This window comes from Mycolicibacter kumamotonensis (assembly GCF_002086285.1).
Taxonomy (GTDB): Bacteria; Actinomycetota; Actinomycetes; order Mycobacteriales; family Mycobacteriaceae; genus Mycobacterium; species Mycobacterium kumamotonense.
Window position 1 is genome coordinate 1 of sequence record NZ_MVHU01000030.1, and the last position, 18,136, is coordinate 18,136.

General features: G+C 68.5%; 22 protein-coding genes and 1 tRNA gene. 11 read left to right on the forward strand and 12 right to left on the reverse strand.

Annotated features, from left to right (window positions below; translation table 11 throughout):
• The coding region (locus tag BST28_RS17380; RefSeq protein WP_234808313.1) for a DUF4333 domain-containing protein at positions 1-421 on the forward strand (421 nt) is incomplete at its 5' end.
• A 137-nt stretch (positions 422-558) separates the two neighbouring features.
• Here the strand turns inward: BST28_RS17380 and BST28_RS17385 are convergent.
• The 3 genes from BST28_RS17385 to BST28_RS17395 form a co-directional block, all read right to left on the reverse strand.
• A tRNA-Ser gene (locus BST28_RS17385) sits at positions 559-649 on the reverse strand.
• Positions 650-678: 29 nt separating this feature from the next.
• Positions 679-1,146, reverse strand: a complete 468-nt coding sequence (locus BST28_RS17390; RefSeq protein ID WP_019737611.1) for a nucleoside deaminase — start codon at positions 1,144-1,146, stop codon at positions 679-681.
• Positions 1,143-1,664 (reverse strand): tRNA adenosine deaminase-associated protein, encoded by a 522-nt coding sequence (locus BST28_RS17395; RefSeq protein ID WP_083082093.1) that lies wholly within the window; start codon positions 1,662-1,664, stop codon positions 1,143-1,145. The genes BST28_RS17390 and BST28_RS17395 overlap by 4 nt, the downstream gene beginning before the upstream one ends.
• Positions 1,665-1,721: 57 nt before the next feature.
• On the opposite strand from BST28_RS17395, the gene BST28_RS17400 reads away from it, so the two are divergent.
• Positions 1,722-2,690: a prephenate dehydrogenase gene (locus tag BST28_RS17400; RefSeq protein WP_019737609.1), complete on the forward strand. Its 969-nt coding sequence runs from the start codon at positions 1,722-1,724 to the stop codon at positions 2,688-2,690.
• Here BST28_RS17400 and BST28_RS17405 read toward each other — a convergent pair.
• Complete coding sequence (locus BST28_RS17405; protein WP_019737608.1) at positions 2,656-3,246, reverse strand: putative glycolipid-binding domain-containing protein; 591 nt, start codon at positions 3,244-3,246, stop codon at positions 2,656-2,658. The genes BST28_RS17400 and BST28_RS17405 overlap by 35 nt on opposite strands.
• A gap of 105 nt (positions 3,247-3,351) precedes the next feature.
• Here BST28_RS17405 and BST28_RS17410 point away from each other — a divergent pair, with 105 nt between their 5' ends.
• Positions 3,352-3,681: a LapA family protein gene (locus BST28_RS17410; protein WP_019737607.1), complete on the forward strand. Its 330-nt coding sequence runs from the start codon at positions 3,352-3,354 to the stop codon at positions 3,679-3,681.
• 11 nt (positions 3,682-3,692) lie between these two features.
• Here the strand turns inward: BST28_RS17410 and BST28_RS17415 are convergent, their stop codons facing one another.
• The 5 genes from BST28_RS17415 to BST28_RS17430 all read right to left on the reverse strand — a co-directional run bounded on the left by BST28_RS17415 (position 3,693) and on the right by BST28_RS17430 (position 8,752).
• Entirely contained in the window at positions 3,693-4,334 is a 642-nt protein-coding gene (locus BST28_RS17415) for a histidine phosphatase family protein (protein WP_083082094.1), read from the reverse strand.
• A gap of 33 nt (positions 4,335-4,367) precedes the next feature.
• Positions 4,368-6,239 (reverse strand): alkyl/aryl-sulfatase, encoded by a 1,872-nt coding sequence (locus BST28_RS17420; RefSeq protein ID WP_083082096.1) that lies wholly within the window; start codon positions 6,237-6,239, stop codon positions 4,368-4,370.
• Positions 6,240-6,363: 124 nt separating this feature from the next.
• Positions 6,364-6,528, reverse strand: coding sequence for a hypothetical protein (locus tag BST28_RS24145; RefSeq protein ID WP_019735406.1), 165 nt, complete (start codon positions 6,526-6,528; stop codon positions 6,364-6,366).
• Positions 6,529-6,567: 39 nt separating this feature from the next.
• Positions 6,568-8,070 carry a sensor histidine kinase gene (locus BST28_RS17425; protein ID WP_083082099.1) on the reverse strand — a complete coding sequence of 501 codons (1,503 nt, stop codon included), beginning with the start codon at positions 8,068-8,070 and terminating at the stop codon, positions 6,568-6,570.
• On the reverse strand, positions 8,048-8,752 hold the full coding sequence (locus tag BST28_RS17430; protein ID WP_170306773.1) for a response regulator transcription factor: 705 nt from the start codon (positions 8,750-8,752) through the stop codon (positions 8,048-8,050). The genes BST28_RS17425 and BST28_RS17430 overlap by 23 nt, the downstream gene beginning before the upstream one ends.
• Before the next feature lie 115 nt (positions 8,753-8,867).
• Between BST28_RS17430 and BST28_RS17435 the strand changes: the two genes are divergently transcribed.
• The 7 genes from BST28_RS17435 to BST28_RS17465 all read left to right on the forward strand — a co-directional run bounded on the left by BST28_RS17435 (position 8,868) and on the right by BST28_RS17465 (position 14,176).
• Entirely contained in the window at positions 8,868-9,212 is a 345-nt protein-coding gene (locus BST28_RS17435; protein ID WP_019737960.1) for a nuclear transport factor 2 family protein, read from the forward strand.
• 7 nt (positions 9,213-9,219) lie between these two features.
• A complete protein-coding gene (locus BST28_RS17440) occupies positions 9,220-10,239 on the forward strand; it encodes a phosphotransferase family protein (protein WP_083082103.1) in 1,020 nt (339 codons plus the stop codon).
• Between the two features lie 3 nt (positions 10,240-10,242).
• Positions 10,243-11,508: an amidohydrolase gene (locus tag BST28_RS17445; RefSeq protein ID WP_019737958.1), complete on the forward strand. Its 1,266-nt coding sequence runs from the start codon at positions 10,243-10,245 to the stop codon at positions 11,506-11,508.
• A gap of 76 nt (positions 11,509-11,584) precedes the next feature.
• Positions 11,585-11,893, forward strand: a complete 309-nt coding sequence (locus BST28_RS17450; RefSeq protein WP_019737957.1) for a hypothetical protein — start codon at positions 11,585-11,587, stop codon at positions 11,891-11,893.
• A gap of 28 nt (positions 11,894-11,921) precedes the next feature.
• Positions 11,922-12,677, forward strand: a complete 756-nt coding sequence (locus BST28_RS17455) for a hypothetical protein (protein ID WP_019737956.1) — start codon at positions 11,922-11,924, stop codon at positions 12,675-12,677.
• A gap of 12 nt (positions 12,678-12,689) precedes the next feature.
• The gene (locus BST28_RS17460; RefSeq protein ID WP_019737955.1) at positions 12,690-13,424 is read left to right on the forward strand and encodes a hypothetical protein; all 735 of its coding nucleotides are present in this window, start codon (positions 12,690-12,692) and stop codon (positions 13,422-13,424) included.
• The gene (locus BST28_RS17465) at positions 13,421-14,176 is read left to right on the forward strand and encodes a hypothetical protein (RefSeq protein ID WP_083082105.1); all 756 of its coding nucleotides are present in this window, start codon (positions 13,421-13,423) and stop codon (positions 14,174-14,176) included. Before BST28_RS17460 ends, BST28_RS17465 begins: the two co-directional genes overlap by 4 nt.
• A gap of 200 nt (positions 14,177-14,376) precedes the next feature.
• On the opposite strand, the gene BST28_RS17470 is transcribed toward BST28_RS17465, so the two are convergent.
• On the reverse strand, positions 14,377-14,694 hold the full coding sequence (locus tag BST28_RS17470) for a carboxymuconolactone decarboxylase family protein (protein WP_083082107.1): 318 nt from the start codon (positions 14,692-14,694) through the stop codon (positions 14,377-14,379).
• Positions 14,695-14,839: 145 nt separating this feature from the next.
• Here BST28_RS17470 and BST28_RS17475 point away from each other — a divergent pair, with 145 nt between their 5' ends.
• Positions 14,840-15,169 (forward strand): hypothetical protein, encoded by a 330-nt coding sequence (locus tag BST28_RS17475; RefSeq protein WP_083082109.1) that lies wholly within the window; start codon positions 14,840-14,842, stop codon positions 15,167-15,169.
• Positions 15,170-15,405: 236 nt separating this feature from the next.
• Here the strand turns inward: BST28_RS17475 and BST28_RS17485 are convergent, their stop codons facing one another.
• Both BST28_RS17485 and BST28_RS24150 read right to left on the reverse strand, forming a co-directional pair.
• Positions 15,406-15,789, reverse strand: a complete 384-nt coding sequence (locus tag BST28_RS17485; RefSeq protein ID WP_083082113.1) for a hypothetical protein — start codon at positions 15,787-15,789, stop codon at positions 15,406-15,408.
• Positions 15,790-17,387: 1,598 nt separating this feature from the next.
• Complete coding sequence (locus BST28_RS24150; RefSeq protein WP_165758096.1) at positions 17,388-17,552, reverse strand: hypothetical protein; 165 nt, start codon at positions 17,550-17,552, stop codon at positions 17,388-17,390.
• Positions 17,553-18,136: the final 584 nt, after the last annotated feature.

Here is an 18,136-nt window from a genome sequence, read left to right on the forward strand (position 1 = left end):
GCCCCGGCCACCGGATTTCGGGCCCCGGCCTGCGCCCCCGCCGCGTCCGGCACCGCCCAAACCTGCTGACACGCAACAACAGTCGAACCGGAACATGGTGCTGACCGGGGTCGTCGTCACCGCGGTGCTGACCCTGGCGATGCTGGTGATGCTGGTGCTGCGCGGGGTCGTCGGCGGCCCGGGACCGGTCGAACTCGACGTCACCGACGCCCAAGACGGTGTCCGCCGGGTGCTCACCGACCCGATCAACGGCTACGGGCGCGAGCAGGTGACCGATGTCCGATGCAACAACGGGGTCAACCCGACGGTGCGCACCGGCGCCACCTTCACCTGCGCGGTGGTTGTCGACGGCCAACCACGTCAGGTGCTGGTGGAGTTCACCGACGACGCCGGGACCTATGCGGTCGACCGGCCGCGGTGAGCGGCGCTTGATCCGGTACCGACCCCCGCGAGATTGCATCCACGCAGGGCGTTACCCGCACCTTTGCTGCATGGGTGCAATCTCGGGAGTCAGTGATCGCCCCGGCAGCAGCCGGGGCGATCGAGCACTGATCACAATGGCGGTGGCGGAGGGATTTGAACCCTCGGTGGGGGGTTACCCCACACACGCTTTCGAGGCGTGCTCCTTAGGCCGCTCGGACACGCCACCGCGGGACAGCCTACCCAACGATCGCGCCGTCAGCCCAATCGCTGCCGGGCGAAGAACCCCTCCAGTGGCGCGGCACACTCCTGCGCCAACACCCCGCCGCGCACCTCCGGGCGGTGGTTGAGCCGGCGATCACGCACCACGTCCCACAGCGAGCCGACCGCCCCGGTCTTGGGTTCGAAGGCCCCGAACACCAGCCGCGCCACCCGGGCGGCCACCAGCGCTCCGGCGCACATGGTGCACGGCTCCAGGGTGACGGCCAGGGTGGCGCCGGTCAGCCGCCAGCCGTCGCCGAGCACCGCGGCGGCCTCGCGGATCGCCAGCATCTCGGCGTGCGCGGTCGGGTCACCGAGGGCTTCGCGGGCGTTGGCCGCCCGGGCCAGCACCGTGCCGTCGGGGCCGACCACCACCGCCCCCACCGGAACATCACGGGGACCGGCCTGCCCGGCGGCCGCCAATGCCGCCCGGATCAGGTCCTCGTCGGTGGGCGGGCCGGTCACCGACGGCGCCGCGGCAGCACCGCGGAGAGCTGCTCGTCGAACCCCATCTCGCTGGCGATCCGGTGCAGTTGTTCATCGACGGTCAGATCGGATTCGTCGAGAATGACGCCGAGCACCGCGGCCGGCAGCCCGATATCGGAGAGCAGGCCCAGATCGCCCTCCTCGAACGGATCGGAGTCCTCCAGGTCTTCGGCGTCGATGTCGGCGTCCAACTCCTCGAGCACCTCGTCGGCGATGTCGTAATCCAGCGCTGCCGTGGCATCCGACAGCAGCAGCCGGGTGCCGGCCGGCCCCGGGCGGACGATCACGAAGAATTCGTCGTCGACGTTGAGGAGACCGAAAACCGCGCCTGCGCTGCGCAACTCGCGTAACTCCGTCTCGGCCATCGACAGACTGGTCAGGGCCGCGGCACGCATCGACGTGCAACGCCACTTGCCGTCTTCACGCACAACAGCCACCCCGAAGCCGTCCAGCGTGTCCGCCGGCCGGCCCTGTGCGGACGCGCCCTGTGCTCCCATGGCCGCCTACGGTAGTCGCCGTTTACGCCCTTGACCAGCGTGTGCCAACCTGGAGAGGTGGTGGCAAGCGCAGGGAAAACTCCGGTATGCGTATTGGGACTCGGCCTGATCGGCGGTTCGGTGCTGCGCGCCGCCGCGGCGGCCGGGCGGGTGGCGTTCGGCTACAACCGGTCGGCGGACGGGGTGAAGGCCGCCGTCGCCGACGGCTTTGACGCCACCACCGACCTCGAGGCGGCGCTGACCCGGGCCGCCGAAACCGAAGCGCTGATCGTGCTGGCCGTCCCGGTGCCGGCGCTGTCGCTGCTGCTCGACCACGTCCGGCGGCTGGCACCCGACAACCCGCTGACCGACGTCACCAGCGTCAAGCAGCCGGTGCTCGACGGCGTCGCCGCCGCCGGGCTGCAGGCTCGGTTCGTCGGCGGCCACCCGATGGCCGGCACCGCCCACTCCGGCTGGCCGGCCGGCCACGCCAAGCTGTTCGAGGGCGCACCGTGGGTGATCAGCGTCGATGACCACGTGGACCCGGCGGTGTTCTCGACGGTGCTGGAGCTGATCCTGGACTGCGGCTCGGTGGCGGTGCCGGCCCGCTCCGAGGAACACGACGCGGCCGCGGCCGCGATCTCGCACCTGCCGCACCTGCTGGCCGAGGCGCTGGCCGTCACCGCCGCGGACGTGCCGCTGGCGTTCGCACTGGCCGCCGGATCGTTCCGGGACGGCACCCGGGTCGCCGGAACGGCACCGGATCTGGTCCGGGCGATGTGCGAGGCCAACTGGCTGCAACTGTTGCCGGTGCTCGAGCGCGCCATTGCGCTGCTGGCCGACGCGCGGGATTCGCTGTCGGCCGCCGATTCGGTCGCCGAGCTGGTCAATCACGGGCACGCCGCCCGCACCCGCTACGACAACTTTCCGCGCACCGAGATCGTCACGGTGGTGGTGGGCGAGCGCGACTGGCGCCGGGAGCTGGCCGCCGCCGGACGGGCCGGCGGGGTGATCAGATCCGCGCTGCCAACCCGGGATAGTCGATGACGAACCCCTCGTCGTCGACAGTGATGGTGGTGCCTTCGGGGTCGGTGCCCGGGGTGCGGATCGTGATGCCGGACTCGCTGCTGCTGTAGCTGGCGGCGGCCGCGACCACCGACATCTCCGGCAGCCACAGGTAGACCGTCGGGAGGGTGACCGTGGCCGTCCGCTCATGCAGCCGGGCCCGCCGGATCGGCAGCACGTTGAAGAACGGGCTGAACACCACGTCGACGTCCAATGCCCCGTCATAACCGGCGCGGGACTGGCCGCGGGCGTCGGTGATCAGCCACATGTTCTCTTCGTCGCGGGCGATCACCAATTGGCGGTCCCGCTCGGCGACCGTCACGGTCAGACCGAGCCGCTTGGTGGCCCCGGACTCGTCGGTCTGCAGGTCGTAGTAGGCACTGAAGGCCGGGTGGGTGTCGGTGGCTGCGGCAACGATCCGGCCGTTAGCCCTGATCCTGTTGCCGGACAGTTGCACCCGCACCGACTCCATCCGCGGGACGTCGGGCGCCCGCCAGGTCAGGATCGCCGGCCACGAGCCGGACGGGGCTGCGCTCACCGGACCACCGTAAGCGACCGCAGTGCGATTCGCAGCCCCCTACCCCGATGCGGAAACTGACCAGAACTCGTTCATAATCGCGCGCGAAACGGCAAAATGGCCTCCATGAGCAGCGACCCGACCGTGCCAGCCGACCCGTCGCGAGGCGAATCCGCGGCACCGCCGCCACCGGCCGGGGTGCCGTTCACCCGCGCCGGCGCGCTGTGGAGCGCGCTGATCGCCGGTTTTCTGGTTCTGATCGTGCTGCTGGTGTTCGTCACCCAGAACACCGGCCCGGTCGACCTGGCGTTCCTGGGGTGGACGTGGAGCCTGCCGCTGGGGGTGGCGATCCTGCTGGCGGCGGTCTGCGGCGGACTGGTCACCGCGTTGGCCGGCACCGCGCGGATCTTCCAGCTGCGCCGCGCAGCCAAGAAGACCCTGGCTGCCCGGCGCTAACCGGCCGGCCGTCAGCCCGCCGCGTCGGCGGCGTCGTTACCGGGCAACCGTGACTGGTTGCGCGGCAACAGATCCCAGACGTGCTCGGTACCGTTGGTCGACGCCACCGCGGCCTGCCCGGAGCGCGAATACAGCAACCGCGTGACCGACACGTAGTCGATGGGAAACGACAACAGCCGCTGCGTGCCCAGGATCTGGTGCAGCACCACGTTGATGACACCGCCGTGGCTGAACACCGCCACCGTGTCGTCGTGCTCGGAGTCGGCCACCACATCGGCGACGGCGGCGGCCACCCGTGCACAGAACGCGGCCTCGTCGACGTCTGCGGGCAGGTGCCCCTGCGCCATCCGGGCCCAGTCCTGCGGACGCTCGACGCGTAGCTGCTCGATGGGCAGATAACCCGCCAGGTCGCGGTCGTATTCGGCGAACCGCTCATCGAGATCGATGGCCAGGTCGCGCTGGGCGGCCAGCGGTTCGGCGGTCTGCACGGCCCGGCGCTGCGGGCTGCTGACCAGCCGGGTGATCGGGTGACGCGCCAGCGCGTCGGGCAGCCGCAGGGCCTGCTCGCGGCCGATTTCGGACAGCTCGGGGTCTGAGCCCTGGCCGTACTCGCTGCGCAGCGGGAGCGCGTGGCGGATAAGCAGCAACTGCACGCTGCCACCCTAAGGGGCGTTTTCGCTCACCGGTCAGGGGGTGACGATGTTGAAACCCGGGTCGGCGGTGTCGAGCACGCCGCGCAGTGTCGCCCACACCGACTGATCCCCGGAGATCTCCGGTGTCCCGTGACCCAGCAGTGCCGCCAGCAGTGCCGGCTTGCCGGCCACCGTGACGCCGGCGTGCGCGCTGTCGGGGTCAGGCGGCGCCTTCCGGTGCACCAGCACGCCGTTGCGCAGGGTGAGCCGGTAGTTGACGCCCGTGTCGGCGAACGAGACGTCCAGGGCCAGTTCGAGGTCCCAGGCGCGTGGCCCGTCGACCCGGATCGCCAGGCTGTCGAAGAGCTGCTCGGGGCTGAGCTGCGACAGCAGCGCCATCGAGGTGGCCTGCACGGGGGTGCCGAACACCCCGCCGCGCAATTCGGTGGCACCGGAGAGAAAGAAGTTGCGCCAGGTGGCGTTCTCCGCACCGTAGGCCAGTTGCTCCAGCGTGTCGGCGTAGAGCCCTCTGGCGCCGTGGTGGTCCGGATCGGTGAACACCGCATGGTCGAGTAGCGTTGCCGCCCAACGGAAATCACCGTCGTTGAACGCTTCTCCGGCCAGCTCGACGACGCGATCCACCCCGCCCAGCGCCGCGGTGTAGCGGGTCGCGAGCGCCTGCGGCGGGTGCGGCCACAGCCGAGCCGGGTTGCCGTCGAACCAGCCCAGGTAACGCTGGTAGATGGCTTTGACGTTGTGGCTGACCGAGCCGTAATAGCCGCGGGCGTGCCAGGCGCGTTCCAGCGCCGGCGGCAGCCGGAACTGCTCGGCGATCTCCGCGCCGGTGTGGCCCTGGTTGAGCAGCCGCAGCGTCTGATCGTGCAGGTAGGCGTAGAGATCCCGCTGCAGCGCCAGGTATTCGGCGATACGCTCAGACCCCCAGATCGGCCAGTGGTGCGAGGCGAAGACGACGTCGGATCGCCCGCCGAAGGTGTCGATGGCCTCGGTGAGGTATCCCGCCCAAGCACGCGGGTCGCGCACCAGCGCGCCGCGCAGCGTCAGCAGATTGTGCTGGGTGTGGGTGGCGTTCTCGGCCATGCACAACGCCCGGAATTGCGGGAAATAGAAATGCATCTCGGCGGGCGCCTCGCTGCCGGGCGCCATCTGGAACTCGATTTGCACCCCGTCGACGACATGGGTCTCACGGGTGTCGGAGATGGTGACGGTCGGCACGATCACCGACACCTCCCCGGTCGAGGTGTTCTGGCCCAGGCCGCAGCCGACCTGCCCGTAGGGGCCGCGCTCGAGCGTGGTGCCGTACATGTAGCCGGCGCGGCGCAGCATCGCGGCGCCGGCGTAGACGTTCTCGGCCACCACATGGTCGATGAAGCCCTCCGGGGCGATGACGGCGACCCGGCCGGCGTCGACATCGGCCTGCGAGGTCACGCCCAGCACGCCACCGAAATGGTCGACGTGGCTGTGGGTGTAGATGACCGCGGTGACGGGGCGCTCACCGCCGCGGTGCCGGCGATAGAGCGCCAAGGCTGCGGCGGCGACCTCGGTGGAGATCAGCGGATCGATGACGATGACGCCGGTGTCGCCCTCGACGAAGGTGACGTTGGAGATGTCGAAGCCACGGACCTGGTAGATACCGTCGACGACTTCGTAGAGACCCTGCTTGGCCGCGAGCTGGGATTGCCGCCACAAGGCGGGATGCACCGATGTCGGGGGCTCACCGGCGAGAAAGCCGTAGCTGTCGTTATCCCACACCACGCGGCCGTCGGCGGCGGTGATGACACACGGCTCCAGCGCGGCGATGAACCCGCGGTCGGCGTCCTCGAAATCCGTTGTGTCCCCGAATGGCAGCGTCGTCAGGTGGGCGTTGTGCGCGGCCTCGACAGCCGCGCTGACCGGGCGGTGCTTCATGGCGACCAGCGTGCCACCGATGTGGCCGGCGCGATGGGAGTTGACGCCGTCAGGGGTGTCCCCGATGCCCGCGCCGCGGGCTTAAGGCGCCCAGTACGTGGCGCATTCGCGTCCGCATGCGCTCTCACTTTTCCGGTGGGTCTTCGGGCACCAGCCGTTCCGGCGTCTCTTCGGGCGCCAGTCGTTCCGGCGGGTCCTCGGGCACCAGGCGTTCCGGTGGATCCTCGGGAACCCGCCGGTGGGGCGGTTCTTCCGGCGTTCCCGGTTCGGGGGGCAGTTCGGGGTTCATCCGCGTCGCCTACCCCGCACCCGGGGCAGGCAAACCCCGCTATCGGGGCAGCCGGACGGTGAACTCGGTGTGGCCGGGCCTGCTGGTCACCCCGATCGTTCCGCGATGGGCCCGCACCACCGCCGAGGCGATCGCCAGCCCCAGCCCGGTGCTGCCGCCCTTGCGGGACCGGGAGGTGTCACCGCGGGCGAACCGCTCGAAGATCTCCGGCTGGAACTCCTCGGGTATGCCCGGGCCGTCGTCGGTGACGGTCAGCACCGCCTCGTCGCCCTCGAGACCCAACCGGATCCGCACCACGGTTCCCGGGCCGGTGTGCACCCGGGCGTTGGTGAGCAGGTTGGTCAGCACCTGATGTAGCCGGGCGGCGTCGCCGGGCACCGTCACCGGCTCCTCGGGCAGGTCGAGCTGCCACTGGTGGTCCGGGCCGCCGACGTGGGCGTCGCTGACCGCATCGACCGCCAGCCGCGACAGGTCCACCGTGTCGTGCTCCAGCGGCCGGCCCGAATCCAGCCGGGCCAGCAGCAACAAATCCTCGACCAGCTGCGTCATCCGCTGGGTTTCGGACTGGACCCGGCTCAGCGCGTGCTCCAGGGCTTCGGAGTCCGCCCCGTCGGAGGCCGGGATACGTTGGGCCAGTTCGGTGTAACCGCGGATCGCGGTGAGCGGGGTGCGCAGCTCATGGCTGGCGTCGGCGACGAATTGGCGCACCCGGGTCTCGCTGGCCTGCCGTGTCGACAGCGCGGCAGCGATGTGGTCGAGCATCCGGTTGACCGCGGCGCCCAGTTGTCCCACCTCGGTGCGGGGGTTGGTGTCGGATTCGGCGACCCGCACCGGCAGCATCGCCTCCCCGCGATCCAACGGAAGGTCGGCGACCTCGCCGGCGGTCTGCGCGACGCGGCGCAGCGGGGCCAGCGCCCGCCGGATGACGGCGCTGCCCGCGGTGGCGGCGGCGGCCACCGCGACAAGGGTGACCAGGCCGAAGATGAGCAGCACCCGCACCATGGTGGCGTCCACCCCGGCCAGCGGCAGCCCGGTGATGATGATCTCCTCACCGTGGCGGGCGGGTGTTGCGACCAGCCGGTAGCGGCCGATACCGTCCAGTCGCCGGGTGACAGGTGTGGGGTCGGCGGCCACATCGACCAATTGCGTTGTGGCCGAAGGGCTCAGATCCTCACGCTGGCCCGATGTGCCCAGGCAGCCGGCGTCGACGATCATGGCTTCGCCGTCCACCGCGCCCACCACCGCACCGACCATGCCGACCGGCTGGCCGGGGGCGTCGAGGAAGTCCGGCCCCGGACCTGGCCGGGGGCGATGGTGCCGATGCCACGCCTGCGGCGGCGGCTGGCCGTGCAGCCGCGCCGAACGGCGCGCGGCGTCATGCAGCTGGTGGTCGAGCTGGCTGACCAGATATTGGTAGAGCGCCAGCTCCGTCACCGCGCCGATGCCCAGACAGGCCACGGTCAGCAACGCGATCTGACCTGCCAGCAACCGCGCCCGCAGCGACCAGGGCCGCCGGATGTCAGGGAGCCGGCTTGAGCACATAGCCGGCGCCGCGCAACGTGTGGATCATCGGTTCTCGGCCGTTGTCGATCTTCTTGCGCAGGTAAGAGATGTAGAGCTCGACGATGTTGGCCCGGCCCCCGAAGTCGTAGTCCCACACCCGGTCCAGGATCTGCGCCTTGGACAGCACCCGTTTGGCGTTGTGCATCAGGTAGCGCAGCAGCTCGAATTCGGTGGAGGTCAACGTGATCGGGTCACCGCCGCGGGTGACCTCGTGAGAGTCCTCGTCGAGAACCAGATCACCGACCACGATCTGGGCGCCGGCCTCGGCGGTGCTCACCCCGGTGCGGCGCAGCAGCGCTCGCAGCCGCAGCACCACCTCTTCGATGCTGAAGGGTTTGGTCACATAGTCGTCACCGCCGGCGGTCAGCCCCGCGATGCGGTCCTCCAACGCGTCCTTGGCGGTCAAGAACAGCACCGGCAGGCGCGGGTTGATCTCGCGCAGCTTGCGCAGGACGTCCAGCCCGCTCATGTCGGGCAGCATCACGTCGAGCACCACCGCGTCGGGGCGTTCGGCTTTCGCCGACGCGATCGCCGAGGCGCCGTCGCCGGCGGTCGCGACGGTCCAGCCCTCGTAGCGCAGCGCCATCGACACCATTTCGGCCAGCACCGTCTCATCGTCGACCACCAGCACGGTGATCGGTTTGCCGTCGGCGCGCGCCATCACGACACGTTCCACCGACCCACGTGGCGCAGTCATCGCATTCCAGTATGTCCACGCCGATGTGTCATCGGTGTATCGACACTATGGGCGCGCTGTGAACCGATATCGTCGAGGCATGGCCCGCACACCGCAGGAGATCTTCGATCACCACCTTCACGCACTGGTCGCCCGCAACATCGACGAGCTGCTCGTCGACTACGACGACGATTCGGTGCTGATCACCCCCGCCGGTGTGGCGCAGGGCCGCGACAGCATCAGGGCCGGATTCAGCCAGTTCGCCGACACGCTGGCCTCGGCGGTGTTCGACATCAAGACGAAGACCTATCACGGCGAGATCCTGCTGCTGGAGTGGACGCTGGACTCGCCGGGCTTCCAGGTCGACGGCGTGGACACCTTCGTGTTCGGCGACGACTCGATCCGGGTCCAGACCATCTCCCAGCTGGCACGCCCCAAGGGCTGACCGACGAATGGACCTGGAACCGGTCGCGCGATGGATGTCCGACCAGCGCCTCGGCGAGGGCCCTTTGGAGGACGTCACCGAATTGTCGGGCGGGACCCAGAACGTCATGCTGCGGTTCACCCGATCCGGCCGCAGCTATGTGCTGCGGCGCGGCCCGCTGCATCTGCGTCCACGTAGCAATGCGGTGATGCTGCGCGAGACCCGGGTGCTGGCAGCGCTGGCCGACACCGATGTGCCGCACCCGCGATTGATCGCGACCTGCGCGGACCCGGCGGTGCTCGGTGACGCGGTGTTCTATCTCATGGAGCCCATCGACGGGTTCAACGCCGGTGAGGAGCTGCCCGCCCTGCACGCCGGCGACCCGGCGGTGCGCTACGAGATGGGCCTGTCGATGGCCGACGCGCTGGCCAAGCTCGGTGCCGTCGACCACGTCGCGGTGGGGCTGGCCGACTACGGCAAGCCGGACGGATTCCTGGAACGCCAAGTGCCGCGCTGGCTTTCGGAGTTGGACTCCTATCGCCAATTCGAGAACTACCCGGGTCCCGACCTGCCCGGCGTCGACGAGGTCGCCTCGTGGCTGCAGCGCAACGTACCGGCGTCCTGGCAACCCGGCATCCTGCACGGCGACTACCACGTGGCCAACGTGATGTTCTCCCGCACCGGGCCGCAGCTGGCGGCGATCCTGGACTGGGAGATGTCGACGATCGGGGATCCGCTGCTGGACCTGGGCTGGCTGCTGGCCACCTGGCGGCAAGACGACGGCTCCAGCGTGTTCGGCCACACCCTGACCGGAATGGACGGGCTGGCCTCCACCGATGACCTGTTGGAGCGGTACGCCGCCGGCAGCTCCCGCGACTTGTCGCAGATCGGCTGGTACACGGTGCTGGCCTGTTTCAAGCTGGCGATCGTGATCGAGGGGACGCTGGCCCGGGCGTCGGCGGGCAAGGCGCAGAAGGAAGTCGGCGATCAATTGCACGAGGCGGCGGTGTGGTTGTTCCAACGCGCGCTGACGATGCTGGACGGCTGAGTCGTGACGCGGCATGAGCACCGCCGGGATGTCGAACGGATCGTGGCCGCCGAGACACCCCGGCTGATCGAGGTGTTCAAAGACCTGCACCGCAACCCCGAGCTGGGCTTCGCCGAAATCCGCACCGCCGGGATCGTCGCGCAGGCCCTGACCGATCTCGGGTTCACCGTGACGACCGGCATCGGCGGCACCGGGGTGGTGGCGATCCTGGAGCGCGGCCCGGGCCCGGTGGTGATGTACCGGGCCGATATGGACGCGCTGGCCGTGCGGGAGACCAGCGGCTTGGACTACGCCAGCACCGTGCGGGTGACCAACGACGACGGCAGCCAGTCACCGGTCGGGCATGTCTGCGGCCATGACGCGCACGTCACCTGGATGCTCGGGATGGCCAAGGTGCTCGCCGAGACCGCCTGGTCGGGCACCGCGGTGCTGATCGGCCAACCGGCCGAGGAGCTGATCTCCGGCGCCCGGGCGATGGTCGATGGCGGGCTCTACGCCGTAGCGCCGCAACCGGATTCGTTCGTCGCGATGCACACCGCGCCGGTCCCGGTGGGCATGGTGGCCGCCGTGGGCGGTGAACGGATGGCGGGCACCGACCAGCTGGAGATCGTGTTCCACGGCATCGGCGGGCACGGGTCACTGCCGCAGCTGGCCAAGGACCCGGTGCTGATGGCCGCCCAGGCCGTGGTGGCGTTCCAAAGCATCATCAGCCGCAGCATCGCCCCGCACGAGAGCGCGGTGCTTACGGTGGGCTCGGTGCAGGCCGGCGCCAGCTACAACGTCATCCCGGACCGGGCCCGGCTACTGGCCAACCTGCGCTGGTTCAACCCGCAGGTCCGCGAGCAACTACTCAGCGGGATCCGGGCGATCAGCGAGGGCATCGCCCGCGGCGCCGGGATGCCCGACGAGCTGATGCCGGTCATCACGATGGGCGGCGGCTCCACCCCGCTGGTCAACGACGCGGCCCTGACCGCCCGGGTGGCCGCCACACTCGGCGGTGTGCTCGGCGAGCAGAACGTCATCACCGACCTGCCGGCGATAACCGGGTCGGAGGACTGTCACCTGCTCAAAGGCCCGCACCGCGACGTCCCGCTGGCCTACCTATTGGTCGGGGTGGCCGACCCGCAGGTGTATGCCGACGCCGCCGCGCAGGGCAAGTTGTTCCCCTACTCTCCGCACTCCCCCGACTACGTCGTCGACCTGGCCGCGATCCCATTGGGTGCGCGAATCGCGGCTCTGGCGATGCTGGAGCTGCTGGCTACCGGGTAGATTGACGCGTGATTTGCGCACGGCCGTTCTGACTAACGGTTGTGCGGTCTACGAAGCCGAGCTAAGGTTTATTGCTGTGGACGATCGTCACAAAGATCCAACCGTAGTGCTCCCCTACCTCGTCGGACGGCCACTCGGAGCCACCGAGGTCTACGAGGCATTCGGTTACCGCAAGTCGGCCTACTACAAGGCGGCCCACGAGGGCCGACTGATCAGCGCCGACAATCTGATCAGGGTCGCCAGATACTTCGGGTTGAACCCGGTCGACCTGCAGGTCCGGTTCGGGCTGATCGAGCACGACGCCGTCGCGGAATATCTGGAATCGTCCTCGCGGCCACTGCGCCTCGGCGATCTCAAAGCGGATCTGGACAAACCGCCGGTCTAACCGGGCCGCCGGGCAGTAACGTCGACGCATGACGTCGGTCTTCATCGGCGCCACCGTTCTTGTGGCGCTCTACAGCTTGTGGGTGCGCCGCGATACGTGGTGGTCACGCTGGGAGATCGGCATCACCCTGGCCATCACATTGGAGGCCTGTGCTTTGGTGTTGATGTCGCCGTGGGCGGCCGAAACGCTCGGCCCATGGGTGCAGCGCGCCACGCGGATGTGGAACCTGCAGCAGCTGGCCGGCCACATCTGCTTCGTCGTCGCGGTCGCCGCCAACATCTACCACGTGCTGCCGCGCTTGGCCGACTTCGACCGGATCCGACCGTTGTTCCGCCGGCACGTGGAGTGGCCCGTGTGGATCGGCGTGGTGGCGATGGTGGCGGTGTTCGTCACCGCTGACGCCGGCTACCGCCCGGACGGTTTCTCGACGAGTGGTGGCGGCGGCGTCTGGGCGAGCGTGTACTGGGTGTTGTTCTGCGGTCTGCTGATCTTCTTGTCCAGCTACGCAACTCGGCTGCTGCTGCTGGTACGGTCCGATCCCCGCGCCAAGGAGACCGTCGAGCTCTACACCGCCTCATCGGCGTTCGCGCTGGCGGCATTGGTCGCGCAGTTGAGCACCACCTGGAGCCAATCCGATGTGAGTTCGCTGGTGTGGTTGTGCGGGTGCGTTTCGGTGACCATCTTCGCCTACGGCTCGGCCCGCTCGTGGAAGGCCAAGGCGGCCTGGTTCGCCTCCCGCAGTCGACCCGTCAAGGAGCCCAATCCACCGCAAGCGCTGTCGTGAAAGAGCGCGGTGATGTCACCACTCATCGTCGCCACGCTGGCGCTGATCTGTTACAGCTCGTGGGTTCGCCGTGACACCTGGTGGTCACGCTGGGAGGCCGCGGCCTCCCTGGCGCTGGTGTTAGAGGGCTGCGCGCTGCTGTTGATGTCGCCGTGGGGCGCCACCACGATCGGCCCCATCCTGCACCGCGGCCTGGGCGTGTGGAACGTGCAGCAGATGCTCGGTCACCTGTGCCTGATCGTGGCCATCTTGGCGAACATCTACCACATGCTGGTCCGGCTCGCCGATCCTGAGCAGGTGCGCTCGATAATGCGCCGCCAGCTGATAATCCCGGTATGGACCGGCATTGCGCTGATGGTGCCCTCCTACCTGCTCGCCGACCAGGAGTACCGAACCGACATGTTTGCCGCCGCACCCACCGATTCGTGGCTGACCGTCTATGAACTGGTCGGCTCCGCCGTGGTGCTCTACCTCAGCGCCTACGTCAGCCGGCTGATGCTGATTTTGCGGACAGATCCACGGGCCAAAGCCACCATCGACCTCTTCCTGGTGTCGATGGCGTTCGCCGCGGCGGCCTGTCTGATCGTGATCGGCTCGGCATGGCGTGGTGGGGACCACGCCAGTCTGGCGATCTGGGTGTGCATCTGTCTGGCGGTGGGGACCTTCGCGTTCGGGTCGGCGCGATCCTGGCAGGCGAAGAGCGCATGGTTTACCTCGGGGGGCGGCAGGGCAATCGGTACGCAATGACCCCGGTTTTCATCACCGCCACCCTCGCGGTGATCCTCTACAGCCTGTGGGTGCGACGCGACACTTGGTGGTCGCGCTGGGAAGCGGCCGCCACCTTCGCCATCGCGATGGAAGGCTGTGCGCTGCTGCTGCTGTCGCCGTGGGCCGGTGCCGAACTCAGCCCCCTGCTGCACCAGTGGCTGGGAATGTGGAATGTCCAGCAGCTGGTCGGCGGCTTCTGCCTGATCATCGCGGTGATCGCGAACATCTATCACATGCTGGTGCGACTCGCCGACCCCGAGCAGGTACGGCCGCTGATGCGCAGGCATCTGCGGCTGCCGGTGGGGCTGGGCGTGTTGGTGCTGCTGGTCAGCTTCGTCAAGATCGAACGGGGCCATGAGCCCGACCTGTTCGCCGGCCTGACCGGCGATGCCTGGCTGACCGCCTTCGAGGTGGCCGCCTGCTGGCTGGTGCTCTACCTCAGCGGCTACGTCGGCCGGCTGATGTTGGTCCTGCGCCACGATCCGCGGGCCAAGAGGACGGTCGACCTGTATCTGGCGTCGATGGCGTTCACGGTGCTGGCCTGCCTGATCGCGATCGTCTCGATCTGGGTCGGCGGTTACGCCGGGCCGGCGATCTGGGCCTGCATCTGCTTGTCGGTGGCGATCTTCGCCTACGGGCTGGCGCGATCCTGGCGGGCCAAGACCGCCTGGTTCTCGCCGAATGCCTCCCGCCAAGGTGGGAGCTCGCAGAGCGAGCGGGAAATTTCTTAAGTGCGCCCGAAGGGATTCGAACCCCCAACCTTCTGTTAGGGGACGAGTGCGTCGGTTTGCGCTGCTCTGTGTCACAGAGCATTACGTGCGCCGCGCTACCAGCGGGTATGTCGTCATGTGTGCCAAAGTATCGTGTTGCGAGGCTTCAATATCGTTCGATAAGCGTTCGAGGGGAGGGCGCTCGAACGGTTATTGGGGCATCAGGAGTAGTAGACACGCACGCCTACATGTTCACCGTTGCTCCTGCGCCACAGCGCATCCGCCAGCGGGGTGAGCCAGGAGGGCATCCACGCGGCGTTGACCTCGGGAGGGAACTCGTGCACATCCGCCAGAGTGGCCAACGCCTCCGATACCTCTTCATCCGTCACGCCAGCCTCAATGGCTCCAACCATTGTCTGTTTGACGCATGATTGCAGGACGAAAAATAGCTCTCCTCCGAGGAACTCCTGAAAGAGCTCAGTCAGTTTCGCCACGCGGCGGAACATCTGGCGCTTCTCGTTAACGGGGCTGTCAGTCATACAAAAACCGTATCTTACCTGCGCGTTTGCAGGGATTGACACGCTCCGCGCCCACGGACCACGGATCGCTTGGCGCAGGGGTGGGACGTGACGATTCCCGCGCAGCGCTTCCCTTCTGCCGCCGCGCGGAGCAACCCTGGACCGCATGACCGCAGCCCTGTATGACCTCGCCCCGTACCTCGACCAGTCCAACCCCGAGCATGTGTGGTGTGAAGCCACATGGACGTGGCGCGTGAACGGCGAGACTGCCCGCGCCGTGGGCGACTACCTCGACGTGGTGAACGGCTCCCCCGCCCTGCGCTGCGGTATATGGGACGCCGCCCCAGAGCTGGATTTGCCCGTCGACTGGTTCACTGACGAGTTCGTGCTGGCGGTGTCAGCGAAGCTGTACCGCCAACTTTCCCTCGCGCCGTGGGCCACGTTGCACTGCCCTGATGGGACGCTGCGCGTGGAGTTGACCGCGCCGCGTGGATGAACTGGAATGGGTACTCGCGGCTATAGATGAAGTCCTCGCGGAGGGCGAGCCCGACCTCTTCCCCTGGACTGACGCCGCGCGATGGACCCCGTCCCTCGCAGACGGGGACGTGGAGGGCTGGGCGGTGGACCTCGACCCCCGCCTCGCGTCGTGGTACCGCCGCTGGGACCCTGACCCGTCAGCGCCGCCGTGGGTACTCGAACCGTGGGAGGCGGAGGGCGGGTACGAGTGACCCGTCAGGCGGACTCCGTCTCCTTAGCGGCGTATGCCGTGAAGCCCTTCACGAGCGCCGAGATCACGTCTTCGCGCAGGCTCCATGCGAGACGGATGCGGGTCTCGACGGTCTCGGGGCGGTCCACGTCCAGGATGTCATCGGGGAGCCCTCCGTAGAGGGCGTCGATGAACGCGGCTGCGGCGGACGTGGCGGCGGCAGTCACGGCGGAGGTGGCGCGGCTGTCGTCGTCCTCGTCCAGCGCGCCGAATTGCCCCAGGTGAGGGAGCCGTGTCAGTGCCTTCTTCACCGCGCTGCGGTGGTTGTCGTCCACGAGTACCTCGACCCGCGCCAGGGCACGGTCTACGTCGTCGGGATTCACGGTGAGGTGCTTGGGGTAATCACTCATGAGGGGATTCTGCCTGAGCCTTGCGGCACGGGCGAACGCGGCCGTGACCCGCGCGCCGTGGGGACACGGGACTAGACGACGAGGAAGGCGCTGCTCCACGCTCCACGCGCCACGGCCCGAGCGCGTCTGTCTTGGCGCGTGGGGAATCGCGCAGGGAGTGGGGAGGGCGCGGCTCGGCTGAGCTTCCCGTTCCCGCGGCGCGGGTACCGTCCCAGCGCCCCTCATATCCATATCTACGATCCCCTCCTCCCGCGGTACCGTTCCCGTACACGGCGGCGAGGGAAGGGTGACGGGTGGCGGAGTTCAGCGGGGCAGATCAGGCGGGGGCGGTACGGCGGCTCTACGCGGCGGGTACCCCTGAGCGGGCTGATCTGGAGCGGCGGATGGCGGAGTTCCTCCCGCCCGCGGCTCCCGTAAGTGAGGTTACGGAGCGGGCGCTGGAGGAGCTGGCGGAGCGGGTGACGCGGGACGCTCCGCCCGTGACGGGCGGGACGGGCACCCTAGACCACGCGGCGCGTGCCCTGGTCGACGCTCTGGTCGACTCGGCGCGGGGAACGCGGGACCGTCACACGCGGCGGTATCACACCTGACGCGGAGACACATCCCGCTTCCCCTGGACCCCGCCTCGCAGCTACCCTGAGCGTGAGCCTTCGGTGTGTTGTGTGTGAACGAGAGCTCAGGGCGGTACCCGCTCCCCGTATCGGCGGGGCGGGTACCGTTCCCCGTTTCGGGGTACCCGCCGCCCCGTGAGCGCGTAGGTGTTGGCGTAGCCAACGAGGGCGTTCAGGGGCGAGTCCCCACGCGCCCTGCGTGAGTACCCCGCCACGGCGCGCGGGAAGTTCGACCTGAACGGGCTCCGTGGGCGCTGAGCGTGCTGTAGTAGCAGATCGGGTCATTTCCCCCGTACCGCGCGCTGTGGGGACGTAGACAGGCACGCTGGACAGGTGACGGGCTCCCGCGGCGCGCGGTACGCGGGGCGTGGACCGTGGGATGGAGGATGTAGCCGCGCCTGGTACGCACCCCGCGCCGTGGGGAAGACTCGCCCCGCTCGGCGGGGTGGCCGTACACGGCGCGGGACTCGTCTCCGCGTGACTCGGGAGCGGTACGCCCGCGCCGTGGGGCGTGTTCCCCTTGCCCGTCACCCGCCGCGCGTTCCTGTCTACGTCCCCACGCGCCTGGTACACGCTCCACGTGCCCCTGTACTACTACAGCGCACCCCGCCCCGTGTACCCGCCCCGAGGGGCGGTGTTCCCCGTACCCGCCCCTGTACGGGTCGCTCAGCCCTGTGGGGCGGGTATGGGCGCGGTGTACGCGCCGCGTGTAGTCACGCTCAGCCTCGGCGCGGGCGTCACGGATGGCGTACTCGGCTTCACGCTTCGCGTGAACGTAGCGCAACTGGCGCGCGCGGCGTGACTGCACGCACCGCTCGCCCGTACACCGCCGCCCGCCTGCGTCACGTGATCTGCACATGCTCCTATTGTCCCGCGCGGCGTGTGGATGGGGGCGTAGACACGGATGCGCGGCTTCAGTCGCGCGGCGTGGATGGGTACGCGGGCCCGTGGGAACACGCGCCCCGCTTCTACGCAGCGTGAGCCCTGTCAGTCCTTCACGAACTCCACGATGGCGTCCCGCTCGCCCTGCTTCATGATGTTGTTTATCCGCCACCCGTCCTTACCCTGGCGGGTCGCCTCCTCGGCTACCGCCTTGTCCACATCGGCGGTCCAACTTCCACTGTGCACGGCTACGGACTTGTACTGGGGCATGGTTCTGGAAGCTACCACCGCTGCGCGTTGGAGGGGAACGGGTGACGGTTGGCGGGTTGGCGCGGCTGAAGGTTAACTACAACCCCGCCGCGTGTCGGAAGATTAGCTGACTTCACGTGAAGAACGGCTGGGCGGCAGATATAGTGCCTCCTTTGGGGGGTGTCGCACCCCGCGCGGCTCAGGGCACCGTAGAAACACGACTTAATAGACATATCTTAATTAAGAACATGGGACGTGACACTTTATATTTACGTACTCTGACCTGCGCTTATACGCTTATTGACCTCTCTTTCACGCTGCGGGTGTCAGAGATGGGCGACGCGGCGAAGGGGCAAAGGAGGCACTATATTTGCCTCCCTACCCCTGACCTGCAATAACGTACTGATTTGTTCTGAAAACAGAAACAGGGGCGGCACTATGTTTGCCGCCCTACTTTTCCGCGAAGACCAGAAGCGGCAAAATACTGCCGCCCTCTTGACCCCTCCTGAAGTTTGCTGGAACGGCGCTGTGGTGCCGTTTATGGACGCAGCGGCCGTGGAATGTATCACGCGGCGGGATGCACAGCAGACATACCTCTCGGCGTG